Origin of the sequence: Klebsiella sp. WOUb02, from assembly GCF_050058015.1 — a bacterium.
Classification (GTDB): Bacteria; Pseudomonadota; Gammaproteobacteria; order Enterobacterales; family Enterobacteriaceae; genus Klebsiella.
This window is the reverse complement of sequence record NZ_CP170110.1, coordinates 1,134,160-1,146,904: the sequence shown is the minus strand read 5'-3', so window position 1 is coordinate 1,146,904 and position 12,745 is coordinate 1,134,160. Positions and strand designations below refer to the sequence as shown.

The following is a 12,745-nucleotide window of genomic DNA, read 5'->3' as shown; positions in this document are numbered from 1 at the left end:
TTTGGCTTCTTATTGAAACTCAGGTGAATTACCGCCAATGACTCTATTGAGAGATGAAATTCGCGATCACTCAGCGGAAGAGATGCTGTTTATTCGCCGGGCCGTGGTGGCTTTTATTCTGGTGGTGGTCTGCTTTAGCATTCTGATCGTTAACCTCTATCGGCTGCAGGTCAAACAGCACGATTTCTATCAGACCCGCTCGAACCAGAACGATATCAAAATGCTGCCCATAGCGCCGAGCCGCGGGCTCATCTTCGATCGCAACGGTATCCCGCTGGTACAAAACATCACGCTTTATCGCCTGCAGGTGATCCCCAGCAAAATCGCCGATATGAAAGCGCTGCTGCAGCAGCTGACGCCGATCGTTGATCTGACTCCCGATGATATCGCCAGCTTCCGCGACGATATGCTGCACAACAGTCGCTACAAAGAGGTGACGTTAAAATCCGCGCTGAGCGATGTCGAAGTGGCGCGCTTCGCGGTGAACGAATTCCATTTCCCCGGCGTCACCGTGGAGAGCTACCAGCAGCGCGATTACCCCTACGGCGCCGAGCTGGCGCACGTTGTCGGCTACGTCTCGAAAATTAACGATAACGACCTGCAGCGGCTGGCAAAAAATGGCGAAGCTGAGAATTATGCCGCCGACCATAATATCGGCAAACAGGGTATTGAAGGCTATTACGAACAGGAGCTGCACGGTACCACCGGCTACCAGGAGGTGGAGGTGGACAATCACGGGCGGGTGGTGCGTCTGCTGAAAGAGGTGCCGCCGGTCGCCGGCAAAAATATCTATCTGACGCTCGACCTGCATCTGCAGCAGTATATTGAATCGGTGCTCAAGGGGCAGCGCGCGGCGGTGGTGGCGGTCGATCCGCGCGACGGCGGGGTGCTGGCGATGGTTTCCAGCCCCAGCTACGATCCCAATCCCTTTGTGAAAGGCATTGGCTATCAGGCCTACCGCTCGCTGCTCGATAACGCCGACCGGCCGCTGATCAACCGCGTTACCCAGGGCCTCTATCCACCGGCCTCGACGGTTAAACCCTATATGGCGCTTTCGGCGCTTTCTGCCGGAGTGATTACGCCCACCACCACCTTCTTCGGCGCGCCGACCTGGACGCTGCCGGGCACCCAGCGCCGCTATCGCGACTGGCTGAAAACCGGACACGGCATGCTCAACGTCACCAAGGCCATTGAAGAGTCGGCGGATACCTTCTTCTACCAGGTGGCCTTTGAGATGGGGATCGACCGGATTCACAGCTGGCTGAGCAAGTTTGGCTACGGCCAGCCGACCGGGATCGACCTCAACGAAGAGTATTCCGGGGTGTTGCCGAGCCGGGAATGGAAGCAGCGGGTTCATAAGAAACCATGGTATCAAGGGGATACCATCTCGGTCGGCATCGGCCAGGGCTACTGGATTGCCACCCCGATTCAGATGGTGAAAGCGCTGACGACGCTGATCAACAACGGCAAGGTGAAGAACCCGCATCTGCTCTACTCCATGAAGCGCGGCAATAAGGTTGAGCGCTATCAGCCGCCGCAAAACGCGGCGCAGGTGGGCGATCCGAAATCGCCATACTGGGGGATTGTGCGCAACGGGATGTACGGCATGGCTAACCTGCCAAACGGCACCGGCTACAAGCTGTTCCACACCGCGCCGTATCAAATTGCCGCGAAGTCCGGGACCTCGCAGGTCTTCAGCCTGAAGGAGAACCAGACCTACAATGCGAAAATGATCCCGGTCAGGCTGCGTGACCATATTTTCTATACCCTGTTTGCCCCGTATCAGCATCCGCGGGTGGCGATGGCGCTGATTCTTGAGAACGGCGGCGGCGACGGAGTGGTGGCTGGCCCAACGGCGCGCGCCATTCTTGACCATATCTTCGACCCGGCCAACGCGCCGGCGGCGGCAGAGGGCGGCGCAGAGGCCAACGTCCCGCAGATCGATAGCGCCGACGCGCAGTAGCCATCAGCCACGTTTATTTCCGCATGGCGTGGCTCATAGATATTGGTTATTTGCCGAAAGCGCCGCCTTTCTGCATAGTGAAGAGTCCGGGGTAAGCATTGAGGTGAGGGAAAAGGGTGATGGCATTGAGAAACAGGCTGCTGATTGTGCAGACCGGCACGCCGCCGCAGGAGATTATCGCCGATCACGGCGACCTGCCGCGCTGGTTCGCCGACCTGCTGGCGCCGTGGCGGGAGCAGATCAAAGCGGTGCGCGTATTTGCCGGCGAGCCGCTGCCGGAACCGGATAACGATACGGTGGCGGTGATCACCGGCTCCTGGGATATGGTGACGGATCGCCTGGCGTGGAGCGAGCTGACCGCGGAGTGGATCCGCGCCGCGATGGCCATCGAGATGCCGCTGTTTGGCGTCTGCTACGGCCATCAGCTGATGGCTCACGCGCTGGGCGGCGAGGTGGATTACCATCCGGCAGGGCGTGAAACCGGCAGCAAAACCATATCGCTCTCGGCCGCTGGCCTCAGCGACAGCCTGGTTGCCGACCATCCCGCGACCTTCAGCGCTCATCTGACGCATTTGCAAACGGTGACCAAACTGCCGCAGGGGGCGGAGGTACTGGCCTCGTCCGAGCACGATCCGCATCAAATTGTGCGCTACGGCGCCCACGCGCTGTCGACCCAGTTCCACCCTGAAATCACCCCGGAGATTGCCCGCTCGCTGATCTACTACCGTCAGGCGGTGCTGCGCAGTGAGGGCCTTGACCCGGAGAGTCTGAGCCGCGCGGTCGAGGAGAGCCCCGTGGCCTCGGCGATTTTGACCCGCTTTGTCGCGAACTATCTGACCCCGATCCCCGGGACGGCTTAACCCTGCGGCGCTTTCTCCTGCAGCCAGGCCGCGGTTTCGCGAAGAATTTCGTCCGATAGCGCCGGGTCGCTGGTCATTCGCGCCAGAATCACCGCCCCGACCATTGCCGACCAGGTGCCGACGGCCGCGCGGCGCCTCGCCGCTTCATCCTCCCCGGGAACGGCCTGGCTGAGGTTGGCTATCTGCTGCTTGAGGCCGGCGCTCATTTCACTCCGCGCCGGCTCCGACTGGCGGATAGTGTCCGCCGCCAGGGCCGCCAGCGGGCAGCCGCCGGCACAATTATCCCGGTGTTCGGGAGATAGGTAGCGTTCGATTTGCGGCGCGCTGCCGTTTTCAACGGCGCCGCTCGCTGTCTGCAACTCCGCCAGGGTCCGGGCGATCAGCTCATCCTTCGATTTGAAGTAGCCGTAAAATCCGCCGTGGGTGAGACCCGCTGATTGCATAATATCGGTGACCGTTACCGCATCAAAACCCCGTTCACGAAACAGACGACCGGCGGCGGCAAGGATTGTCTGCTTATTCTCTTCGACCTGTTTTCTGCTCACTCTCATGGCGTGATCCCGCGCTGAAATTATTTATGATGACCATCATATAACATTATTTACACTATATACCCAGCCTGTGACATTATACATGACGTTCATCATGTATAAATTCAGGAGAGCGAATATGAGCAGCAAACCAGCGGTACTGGTAACCGGCGCATCGACCGGGATTGGCGCAGTCTACGCCGAACGCTTTGCCCAACGCGGCCACGACCTGGTCCTCGTCGCGCGAAATACCGAGCGCCTTACCGCGCTGGCCCAGCGCCTGCGTAGCGAAGCGGGGGTACAGGTCGACATTTTAACCGCCGATCTGACTAGCGATGACGACGTCGCCGCCGTCGAGCAGCGTTTGCGGGAAGATACGCGCATCGGCATTCTGATTAACAATGCCGGCACCGCCATTCCCGGCGATTTTATCAACCAGAACGGGGAAGAGATCTCCCGGCTGATTGCGCTCAACGTAACGGCGGTGACCCGCCTGGCGCACGCTATCGCTCCCCGGCTGGCGGCCGCGGGGGAAGGGGCTATCGTCAACATCGCCTCGGTTGTCGGACTGGCTCCGGAAATGGGCCTGACGGTGTATGGCGCAACCAAAGCCTTCGTGCTGTTTCTCTCTCAGGCGCTCGACGTGGAGCTGTCCGCCGGGGGAGTCTACGTTCAGGCGGTGCTGCCGGCGGCAACCCGCACCGAGATTTGGCAACGCAGCGGCAAAGACGTTGATACCATTCCCGGCCTGATGGAGGTGGATAAACTGGTGGATGCGGCGCTGGCGGGTTTCGATCGCCGCGAATTAGTCACCATTCCGCCGCTGCACGACGAAGCGCAGTGGAGCGCCATGAACGCGGCTCGCCAGGCGATGCTGCCCGGCTTCGCGCAGTCGGAACCGGCACCGCGCTACCGCGCCTGACGCCTTCGCGTGACGTTGTCACCTGGACGTCAGCCCGCTCAGCGCCCCGGCCATTAGCCGACCGAGCATCGCGCAGGCGGCGGCATTCCGCGCCTGCGGCATGCAGATTCTCCGGCATGCCGATTTTGGTTCTCACCGTCAGGCCTAATCCGGCCTGTACCGCCACCCAGACGCCGCTGAGGCTATGGCTCACAAACATCACCTGCCACGGAATAGCGGCCAAGCGCGGCGATAGCCCTGGAGCGCATCAGGCACGGGCTTTCAAACATCACCAGCGGAAGCGGCTCGCCGGCGGCCAGCAGGGCGGCGACGTCGAGGTCCGGATGACAAATCCACTCCAACTGACACTGGCCCAACGTTGAGCCGCTATCGTCGGTTTGCCAGAGCAGCGCCATATCCAGCGCCTGACGCAGCGGGAGATTGCGGTCCACTCTGGCGACGATCCGCAGCTGCGGGTGGTGACGCTTAAACTGGCCGAGGATCCCCGGCATCAGGGATTCGCCAAAATCCTCCTGCATCCCAATGCGGATCTCGCCGGTAAGCCGTTCGCCTTTGAGAGCGCGCAGGGTCTCATCGTTGAGCTCCAGCATGCGCCGGGCATAGCCCATCAGCTTTTCGCCCTCGGCGGTTAGCGCCAGGTGACGGCCGCGTTTAACCACCAGCCCGGCGCCGCACTGCATCTTCTATTGCCGTCGCGATGACCGCGCTGCGCCGGTCGCAGAGAACCGCTACGCGCCGCTGTACGTCTGGCAAAACGCCGAAGCGATGACGCGTTTTCTGCAGAGTCCGGGGTTTACTCGCCTGTGCGAGGACTTTGGCTGGCCGCGGATCGAAAGCTGGCTGGCGCTGCGCGTCCCGGCGATCGGGGAGGTGATGGATAAGTCCTGGCTGAGCGTCGAAAAACGCGCCATCGCCCCGTTCAGCGATCTGGCAAGCCTCGATCTGCAGGGGCCGCTCTGCGCATGGGACCTGAGCCGCTGGCAGACTGCTGGAGGTCAGCTTTGGCGATGCGCCGTCGGAGACAGGAGAGAGTTATCGTATCGGCTACGTTGCGCGAGGCGGAGCGTAAAAAAGCCGATAAGGTGAGTTATCGGCTTTCGGGATGAGGCGGGGCGGCAAGGGCCGCTATCCCGGATCGGGCGCAGGCGCCGCAGTCCGGGAGTTCAGCTTACTTTGCCAGCACTTCCTGCGCGGTGCGTTCAACCAGGTTCAGCAGCACCTTGACGTCATCGAGGGTGACGATCGGGTTAAGCAGCGTCAGCTTCAGGCAGGTCACGCCGTTGTGCTCGGTTACGCCGACGTTGGCGCGACCGGATTCCAGCAGCGCGTCGCCGATGCGCTGGTTAAGCAGGGCGATAGCCGCATCGTCGCTGCCCGCCGTCTGCTGCGGGCGCGAACGGAACAGCACGCTCGCCAGTCTGCGGCTCCATAACCAGTTCCAGCGTCGGCTGGCTGGCGACGTATTCAGCGACGTTTTTCGCCATCGTCACGCCGTGATCGATAATTTCCGCGTACTGCTTCTGCCCAAGCGCTTCCAGGCCCATCCACAGCTTCAGCGCGTCGAAGCGGCGGGTGGTCTGCAGCGATTTGGAGACCAGGTTCGGCACGCCGTTTTCTTCATCGAACTCGGAGTTCAGATAGGCCGCCTGATAGCGCATCAGCTCGTAGTGGCGCGCATCTTTGAGCAGGAACGCGCCGCAGCTGATGGTCTGGAAGAACTGTTTGTGGAAGTCCAGGGTGATGGAATCCACGCACTCAATGCCGTCCAGGTAATCGCGGTAGCGCTCGGAAAGCAGCAGCGCGCCGCCCCAGGCCGCATCGACGTGCAGCCAGATCTGATGCTCCGCCGCAATGCCGGCAATCGCCCGCAGCGGGTCGATTGCCCCCGCGTCGGTGGTGCCCGCGGTCGCCACGATCGCCATGATCTGCTCGCCGTTGGCCTGCGCTTCGGCGATTTTCGCCTTCAGGTCTTCGACGTCCATGCGCGCAAAGCGGTCGGTTTTGACCAGGGTGACCGAACGGTAGCCGAGGCCCATCAGCGCCATGTTCTTCTGCACCGAGAAGTGGGCGTTTTCAGAACAGAACACTTTGTACTTGCGGATATCGCCCGGCAGGCCGTCCTGCTGAATCGAGTGACCCTGGCGGGCGAAGAAAGCATCGCGCGCCAGCATCAGGCCCATCAGGTTACTCTGGGTGCCGCCGCTGGTGAAAACGCCGGCGTCGCCTGCCCGGTAGCCCACCCGGGAACGCAGCCATTCGATCAGCTTCATCTCAATGATGGTTGCCGACGGGCTTTGGTCCCAGGAGTCCATGCTCTGGTTGGTGGCGTTAATCAGCACTTCCGCCGCCTGGCTTACCACCAGGCTCGGGCAGTGCAGATGCGCCACGCACTGCGGGTGATGCACCGACAGGCTGTCTTTCAGGAAGTACTCGATCGCACGTTCAATCGCCGCCTGGTTGCCCAGCCCCTGTTCGGTGAACTCAAGGGTAATGCGCTCGCGCAGCTCGGCGACGCTTTTGCCTTGATACATCTCAGGCTGCTTGAGCCACTGGGCGACGGCCTGGCTGGTCTGAGCGATAACCTGCTGGTACGCCTCAATACTCTGCGGCGAACCGGCAAGGATCGGATTCAATTGGGACATGGCGGTCACTTACTCCACTCAGACCGGTTTTACGCCGGCGGCCAGCAGGGCCTGTTCAAATTTATCGAAGAAAATTTCCAGTTCCGCATCGCTAATCAGCAGCGACGGCAGCAGGCGCAGGACGCAGCCGTTACGGCCGCCGCGCTCAAGGATCAGGCCCGCTTCGAAGCATTTTTTCTGCAGCAGGGCAGACAGCGCGCCGTCGGCCGGGTAGCAGCCCATGTGGTCCTGAGCTTCGTTCGGCTTAACGATTTCGATGCCGATCATCAGACCGAGACCGCGAACGTGGCCAATCACCGGGTAGCGTTTTTGCATGTCGGCCAGCTTGCCTTTCAGCCACTCGCCCTGGGCCGCAACTTTACCGGCGATGTCGTTCTCTTTCAGGTGACGCAGGGTGGTCAGGCCGGTTGCCATTGCCAGCTGGTTGCCGCGGAAAGTACCGGTGTGGTGGCCAGGTTCCCAGGCGTCAAACTGCTTCTTGATACCGAGAACGGCCAGCGGCAGACCGCCGCCGACGGCTTTGGACATCACGATGATGTCCGGCTCAATACCGGCGTGTTCGAAGGCGAACAGCTTACCGGTACGCGCGAAGCCGGCCTGGACTTCATCGATAATCAGCAGAATGCCGTGTTCCTGGGTCACTTTACGGATGCGCTGCAGCCACTCGACCGGTGCCGGGTTCACGCCGCCTTCGCCCTGAACGGCTTCAAGGATCACCGCCGCAGGCTTACGCACGCCGCTTTCAACGTCGTTGATCAGGTTTTCGAAGTAGTAGGTCAGCGCCTTCACGCCGGCTTCACCACCAATGCCCAGCGGGCAGCGGTACTGATGCGGGTACGGCATAAACTGGACTTCCGGCATCATGCCGTTAACCGCTTCTTTCGGCGACAGGTTGCCGGTCACCGACAGCGCGCCATGGGTCATCCCGTGGTAGCCGCCGGAGAAGCTGATCACCGAAGAACGGCCGGTGTATTTTTTCGCCAGCTTCAGCGCCGCTTCAACGGCGTCGGCGCCGGACGGGCCGGTGAACTGCAGGCAGTATTCTTTACCTTCGCCCGGTAATAAAGAGAGCAGGTATTCGGAGAAGCGATCTTTTAACGGAGTCGTCAGATCGAGGGTATGTAACGGCAAGCCGCTGGTAATGACACTTTGGATGCTCTGCAGCACGTCAGGATGGTTATGACCAAGCGCCAGGGTTCCCGCACCGGCAAGGCAGTCGAGGTACTGCTTGTTATCCGCATCGGTCAGCCATACGCCTTCCGCTTTGGTAATCGCGAGCGGCAGCTTGCGCGGGTAACTTCTGACGTTCGATTCGAATTCGGCCTGACGGGCCAAAAAGGTTTCGTTGTTTGCGTCCAATAAATCTGCACTTAAAGTATCAATACGGACTTTATCCGTCATCATATCACTCCCACAACCAGCGTTGCGGTTGAACACTGGTTGAATAATTGGTTTTAGAAAATGAATCGCCATTCATAAAGCGCGCACAATATATGGCTTTTTAAATCCGCATTCAACGTTTTATTTATTGCGCTATTTTTACGTTATTTTTACATTGTTAAATTCAATGGTAATCATTTGATTTATATCTGTTATTTTAACAGTCACAAAAGCACAAAAAGTGTAATTATTAGTGTGCGATTAGGCCCCTTTTTATTACCGCTTCGCTGACGCTGCCGGCGAAAATAGTTCCGCCGGCAGTAAGGTTACTCAATGCAGTTCGATAGCGTACTGCGATAAAGGTGTGATTTTTTTAACCAACTTGTTGTTAAACAAAAACTGTTCGTAGGCTTCGTAGCGCGCCTTATCCAGCGCCGCCGGGTCGGTGGCGAACAGCGGCATCGTTTGCAGCCACGCCTGCTTGTTGAGCTCGGTGTTAAGCTCCGGATGAGCGGCGGCGAAGGCCTGCCAGGTCTCCTGCGGGTGGGCGCGAAGCCAGGCCACGCCTTTTTGCAGGGCAACGAGGAATTTTTTGATCTTCGCCGCCTGCGCTTCATCGCGGTTGGCGACAATCACCAGCTCGTCGTAGGCCGGCACGCCGTAATCCTCCACGTTCATCACCTGCGGCTCTTTGCCCTGCAGCTTTAGCTCCAGCGCCTCAATATTGCGGTAGCCGCCGATAACCGCGTCGACCTGGCCGGCAAGCAGGGCGCTGGTGAGCTGGAAGTTAACGTTAATCAGCTTGATGCTTTGCGGGTCGATATGCGCCGACTGCGCCATAGTTGCCAGCGTCGCCTGTTCGATGCCGCTCACCGAGTAGCCCACCTTTTTCCCCTTCAGGTCGGCGGGGGTTTTGATGCGCTTATCCAGCGCAATAATAGTATTGAGCGGCGAGTTAATCAGCGTCCCGACGCGCACCAGCGGCAGCCCCTCATCGGCGAAAAAATGCACCTGCGGCTGGTAGGTGATGGCGAGGTCGGCCTGGCGAGCGGCCACCAGCCGCGGCGGCAGCGCCGGGTCGGATGGCGGAATGATTTTGACGTCAAGGCCCTGTTCTTTAAAGGCGCCAATCTGCTCCGCCACCATAATCGGTGCGTGATCCGGGTTGATATACCAGTCCAGCACCAGGGTTAGCTTCTCGTTCGCCGCCGCGTGCGCGCTGATAGCCGCGCTGAGGGCCATCCCGGCAAAAATGCGTTTATTCATGGTATTCCTTATTATCCGTACGGGTCATTATTCCGGCGTCCAGTCGATCAGCCGGTGCAAGAAAGCGTCGACCGCCAGCCACAGCAGGACGGTCAGCAGCACTAAAATAAACAGGGCCGCAAAGCAGATGTCGGTCTGCAGCCGGGCGTTGGCGTTGAGCATGACGTAGCCGAGCCCTTCGGCTGAGCCCACCCATTCGCCGATGATGGCGCCAATCGGCGCGACGGCGGCGGCCATCCGCAGGCCGGACCCCAGCGCCGGCAGCGCGGCCATCAGCCGCACGTGGCGCAGCTGAGCGCCAAAGGAGGCGCCCATCGTGCGGGCCAGATCGAGATAGTCGTGATTGACCCGCCGCAGGCCGTCAAAGAACGCGGAGGTGACGGGGAAGAAGATCACCAGCACCGCCATCATCACCTTGGCGCTCATTCCGAAGCCAAACCACAGCACCAGCAGAGGGGCGAGAGCGAACACCGGGATGGCCTGGCTGGTCAGCACCAGCGGCATCAGCCAGCGCTGCAGCCGCGGCGAGATAATCATGCACAGCGCCAGCGCCACGCCGAGCAGGACTCCGAGCAGCAGTCCGCTGATAATTTCGCTTAGCGTCACCAGGGTATGCCAGCCGAGATACGCGCGGTTGAGCCACAGGGCGCCGGCGACCGCCGATGGCGAAGGCAGCAGAAAGGCGGGGATCCCGCTGCAGGTCACCAGCCACCAGACCAGCAGCAGGCCGCTAAACACCACCGCGCCGCGCAAGAGTTTGCCCCTCATCCGTCGGCCCTCATCAGCTGCTGCAGCAGCTCCGCCTGGCTGGCAAGCAGCGCGGGATCGTTCGCCGCCCGCGGCGGCAGGCCAGATAAATGGTGCGAATCGTCGATCCCGCCCGCGGACGGAGCGAGCACCAGCAGGCGGTGGCTCAGCCGACAGGCTTCCATCGGATCGTGGGTAATCAGCACCACGGTACGGTCGGCCAGCAGCTCCGCCGCCAGGGTTTGAATGCGCGTGCGGGTGATGGTGTCGAGGGCGGAAAAGGGCTCATCCATTAAGACCACGGGGCGGTCTTCATACAGCGTGCGGGCCAGCGCCGCGCGCTGGCGCATGCCGCCGGAGAGCGCCGCCGGGCGATCGTCGGCGCACTGCTCCAGCCCGACCTGACGCAGCAGGGTTGTCACGCGCGAACGGTCAACGCGCTCCCCGCGCAGGCGCGCGCCAAGGGCGACGTTATCGCGCACGCTCAGCCACGGGTAGAGCAGGTCCTTCTGGCCCATCCACGCCAGCCGTTTCGCCACGGGCAGTCCGTCGCTGGCGTACACCTGGCCGGACGTCGGCGCCGCGAGGCCGGCGATGATGCGCAGCAGGCTGGTTTTTCCCGCGCCGCTGGCCCCCAGCAGGGAGACCCACTGCCCGCCGGGGATATCGAACGATAAATCCGCAAAAATGACCCGCGAGCCGAAGCGCAAACCCAGCTCCCGGACGTGGATGGCCGGGGGCGTCACGCCGACGCCTCCGTTACCGCATTCAGCCCCATCTGCCAGAAGTTGGCCTCCAGGCGCGTGGCGGTGGTGAAGATGGTGCTCAGCTCAGCGAATCTCGACTCGCCGCCGCGCTGCTGCCAGAGGGTTTCCAGCAGGGCAATCGCCGCGTTGACGCCGTTGAGGTAGCCTTCGTCGCCATAGTTGCGGATCCACGAGGCGTAGGGGTTATCGTTCAGGCGGGTCTGCGGATTGTGCAGCAGCCCGAGCCCAATTTCTGCGTAACCGGCCACGCAGGGCATCAGCGCGGCCAGCAGATCCAGGGCGTCGCCGGAGTGGCCGATATCCAGTACGTAGCGCGTGTAGTTGACCGTCTCAGACGCCTCCGGCTCGGCGGCCATGGTCGCTTCATCCAGCCCCCAGCCGTCGCAGTAGCTGACGTGCAGCGGCAGCTCGCTGAGGATGGCGTTCATCGAGGCCGCCGCGGCGCGCATCTCCGGCAGCGTGCGCAGCTTGCTGACCAGCAGGGCATAGCTGCGGGCGAAGTGGATCAAAAACAGATAGTCCTGCGTCAGGTAGCGGCGGAATGCGCGTTCGGGCAGGGTGGCGTCAGCCAGCTGATGTAAAAAAGGATGGGCGACGTAGTGCTGCCAGTCGCGTCCCGCCTGCTGGCGCAGACGACCGTAGATGCCTTGAGTAAATGCGGGAAGAATCACAGGACCTCCTGATTAAGGGGAGATCCGGGCGTGCAGAAGTATGAACAGGCAATGGCGGAAAACTGGCAAAATTGCCGACCCGTCCCTTCGCTGGCATGACCCAGATCAGGTTCAAAGGGTTCGGCTTACGCCATCTCAGCCCTCACGGGACACCCCTCGGTAAGGCCATGTTATACGGCATTCACTTTTTGATTACAATCCCGGCTTCGGCTCATTGCGCCGGGGAGCGGGCGGGGTTTAGGTGACAACGTCACTAGCAGGTTGGCTAAAGAGTGAAGGGCGGGCAGGTGCGGGAAATTTTATCGCTGATTTTTGCCGGCTTGGACACCGTCTGCGATTTAAAAGAAGACTATAATAGCCACTTCTACGTCATCCCTTTGAACTCTCTAACTAATTTTCTTTGATTTTGCGCCAGCAGGCGATGAATGCACAGGCGGCTGGATGAGTGATTGACGATGTATGGCGGGTGGAGAGCTGCATGCTATTAAAAGAATTCACGATGTTCGACCTGTTAGCCACCCCCATCTGGGTGGTTCACCCTTTTAAAGAGCGCATTCTCTACGGTAATCGGGCCTCCAGAACCCTCAGCGGCGATATGTCGCTGGATGAGATGCGCAAAGGGACGTTCTCCACCTGCCCGGAAGTGAGCCTGCAGATTTACTGACAATTTCGCGGATCCTTGAGTCGACGGTGACGCATCAGGACAAAATATATCGCTGGGGCGGCGAGGAGTTTCTGCTATTTCTTCCCGAACGCTCTATTGAGATGGCGCTGCAAATGGCGGAGACCATTCGTCTCGCGGTCAGCGGCTATCAGCTGCCGGATCGCCCCGGCCCGGTTACCGTCAGCATTGGCGTCGCCGCGCGTCAGGATGACGAAGAGATCGACCAGCTGTTCAACCGCGTCGACAAGGCGCTGTATGCGGCGAAGAAAGAGGGGCGAAATCAGGTGAAGCTGCACCTGGTGGGTAAATATTGAGGCGCGGCGCAATGCCGCC

General features: G+C 60.7%; 11 protein-coding genes, 3 pseudogenes and 1 riboswitch. Of the genes and pseudogenes, 6 read left to right on the top strand and 8 right to left on the bottom strand.

Going from position 1 to position 12,745, the window contains the following annotated elements; translation table 11 throughout:
• Positions 1-37: 37 nt before the first annotated feature.
• Together mrdA and ABOC21_RS12385 are read left to right on the top strand one after the other, a co-directional pair.
• Positions 38-1,963, top strand: coding sequence for a penicillin-binding protein 2 (gene mrdA / locus ABOC21_RS12390; RefSeq protein WP_426814765.1), 1,926 nt, complete (start codon positions 38-40; stop codon positions 1,961-1,963).
• A gap of 119 nt (positions 1,964-2,082) precedes the next feature.
• The gene (locus tag ABOC21_RS12385; protein ID WP_426814764.1) at positions 2,083-2,823 is read left to right on the top strand and encodes a glutamine amidotransferase; all 741 of its coding nucleotides are present in this window, start codon (positions 2,083-2,085) and stop codon (positions 2,821-2,823) included.
• On the opposite strand, the gene ABOC21_RS12380 is transcribed toward ABOC21_RS12385, so the two are convergent.
• Positions 2,820-3,374 (bottom strand): TetR/AcrR family transcriptional regulator, encoded by a 555-nt coding sequence (locus ABOC21_RS12380; protein WP_426814763.1) that lies wholly within the window; start codon positions 3,372-3,374, stop codon positions 2,820-2,822. The two genes, ABOC21_RS12385 and ABOC21_RS12380, sit on opposite strands and share 4 nt — an antisense overlap.
• Positions 3,375-3,492: 118 nt before the next feature.
• Here ABOC21_RS12380 and ABOC21_RS12375 point away from each other — a divergent pair, with 118 nt between their 5' ends.
• Positions 3,493-4,275 (top strand): SDR family NAD(P)-dependent oxidoreductase, encoded by a 783-nt coding sequence (locus ABOC21_RS12375; RefSeq protein WP_426814762.1) that lies wholly within the window; start codon positions 3,493-3,495, stop codon positions 4,273-4,275.
• Between the two features lie 91 nt (positions 4,276-4,366).
• Here the strand turns inward: ABOC21_RS12375 and ABOC21_RS12370 are convergent.
• Positions 4,367-4,952 (bottom strand): annotated as a pseudogene (locus ABOC21_RS12370) (LysR substrate-binding domain-containing protein); the annotation flags it as partial.
• Position 4,953: 1 nt separating this feature from the next.
• Here ABOC21_RS12370 and ABOC21_RS12365 point away from each other — a divergent pair.
• Positions 4,954-5,361, top strand: coding sequence for a DUF4865 family protein (locus ABOC21_RS12365; protein ID WP_426815479.1), 408 nt, complete (start codon positions 4,954-4,956; stop codon positions 5,359-5,361).
• Positions 5,362-5,443: 82 nt separating this feature from the next.
• Here ABOC21_RS12365 and ABOC21_RS12360 read toward each other — a convergent pair.
• The 6 genes and pseudogenes from ABOC21_RS12360 to ABOC21_RS12335 all read right to left on the bottom strand — a co-directional run bounded on the left by ABOC21_RS12360 (position 5,444) and on the right by ABOC21_RS12335 (position 11,748).
• Positions 5,444-6,926 (bottom strand): annotated as a pseudogene (locus tag ABOC21_RS12360) (pyridoxal phosphate-dependent decarboxylase family protein).
• Between the two features lie 9 nt (positions 6,927-6,935).
• Positions 6,936-8,321 carry a diaminobutyrate--2-oxoglutarate transaminase gene (locus ABOC21_RS12355; RefSeq protein WP_045855334.1) on the bottom strand — a complete coding sequence of 462 codons (1,386 nt, stop codon included), beginning with the start codon at positions 8,319-8,321 and terminating at the stop codon, positions 6,936-6,938.
• Positions 8,322-8,627: 306 nt separating this feature from the next.
• The gene (locus ABOC21_RS12350) at positions 8,628-9,563 is read right to left on the bottom strand and encodes an ABC transporter substrate-binding protein (protein WP_426814761.1); all 936 of its coding nucleotides are present in this window, start codon (positions 9,561-9,563) and stop codon (positions 8,628-8,630) included.
• A 27-nt stretch (positions 9,564-9,590) separates the two neighbouring features.
• On the bottom strand, positions 9,591-10,331 hold the full coding sequence (locus ABOC21_RS12345; protein WP_426814760.1) for an ABC transporter permease: 741 nt from the start codon (positions 10,329-10,331) through the stop codon (positions 9,591-9,593).
• Positions 10,328-11,056: an ABC transporter ATP-binding protein gene (locus tag ABOC21_RS12340; RefSeq protein ID WP_426814759.1), complete on the bottom strand. Its 729-nt coding sequence runs from the start codon at positions 11,054-11,056 to the stop codon at positions 10,328-10,330. The genes ABOC21_RS12345 and ABOC21_RS12340 overlap by 4 nt, the downstream gene beginning before the upstream one ends.
• Positions 11,053-11,748, bottom strand: coding sequence for a TenA family protein (locus ABOC21_RS12335; protein WP_426814758.1), 696 nt, complete (start codon positions 11,746-11,748; stop codon positions 11,053-11,055). Before ABOC21_RS12335 ends, ABOC21_RS12340 begins: the two co-directional genes overlap by 4 nt.
• 65 nt (positions 11,749-11,813) lie before the next feature.
• A riboswitch (TPP riboswitch) is annotated at positions 11,814-11,915 on the bottom strand.
• 311 nt (positions 11,916-12,226) lie between these two features.
• Between ABOC21_RS12335 and ABOC21_RS12330 the strand changes: the two genes are divergently transcribed.
• Positions 12,227-12,412 (top strand): hypothetical protein, encoded by a 186-nt coding sequence (locus ABOC21_RS12330; RefSeq protein ID WP_426814757.1) that lies wholly within the window; start codon positions 12,227-12,229, stop codon positions 12,410-12,412.
• Positions 12,379-12,726 (top strand): annotated as a pseudogene (locus ABOC21_RS12325) (GGDEF domain-containing protein); the annotation flags it as partial. The gene ABOC21_RS12330 and the pseudogene ABOC21_RS12325, both read left to right, overlap by 34 nt.
• Between the last annotated feature and the right edge of the window lie 19 nt (positions 12,727-12,745).

Excerpts from the sequence above, each read along its gene's own strand:
- mrdA (WP_426814765.1), top strand. The coding sequence starts at position 38 with ATGACTCTATTGAGAGATGAAATTCGCGATCACTCAGCGGAAGAGATG.
- ABOC21_RS12385 (WP_426814764.1), top strand. The coding sequence starts at position 2,083 with ATGGCATTGAGAAACAGGCTGCTGATTGTGCAGACCGGCACGCCGCCG.
- ABOC21_RS12380 (WP_426814763.1), bottom strand. The coding sequence starts at position 3,374 with ATGAGAGTGAGCAGAAAACAGGTCGAAGAGAATAAGCAGACAATCCTT.
- ABOC21_RS12375 (WP_426814762.1), top strand. The coding sequence starts at position 3,493 with ATGAGCAGCAAACCAGCGGTACTGGTAACCGGCGCATCGACCGGGATT.
- ABOC21_RS12355 (WP_045855334.1), bottom strand. The coding sequence starts at position 8,321 with ATGATGACGGATAAAGTCCGTATTGATACTTTAAGTGCAGATTTATTG.
- ABOC21_RS12350 (WP_426814761.1), bottom strand. The coding sequence starts at position 9,563 with ATGAATAAACGCATTTTTGCCGGGATGGCCCTCAGCGCGGCTATCAGC.
- ABOC21_RS12345 (WP_426814760.1), bottom strand. The coding sequence starts at position 10,331 with ATGAGGGGCAAACTCTTGCGCGGCGCGGTGGTGTTTAGCGGCCTGCTG.
- ABOC21_RS12330 (WP_426814757.1), top strand. The coding sequence starts at position 12,227 with ATGCTATTAAAAGAATTCACGATGTTCGACCTGTTAGCCACCCCCATC.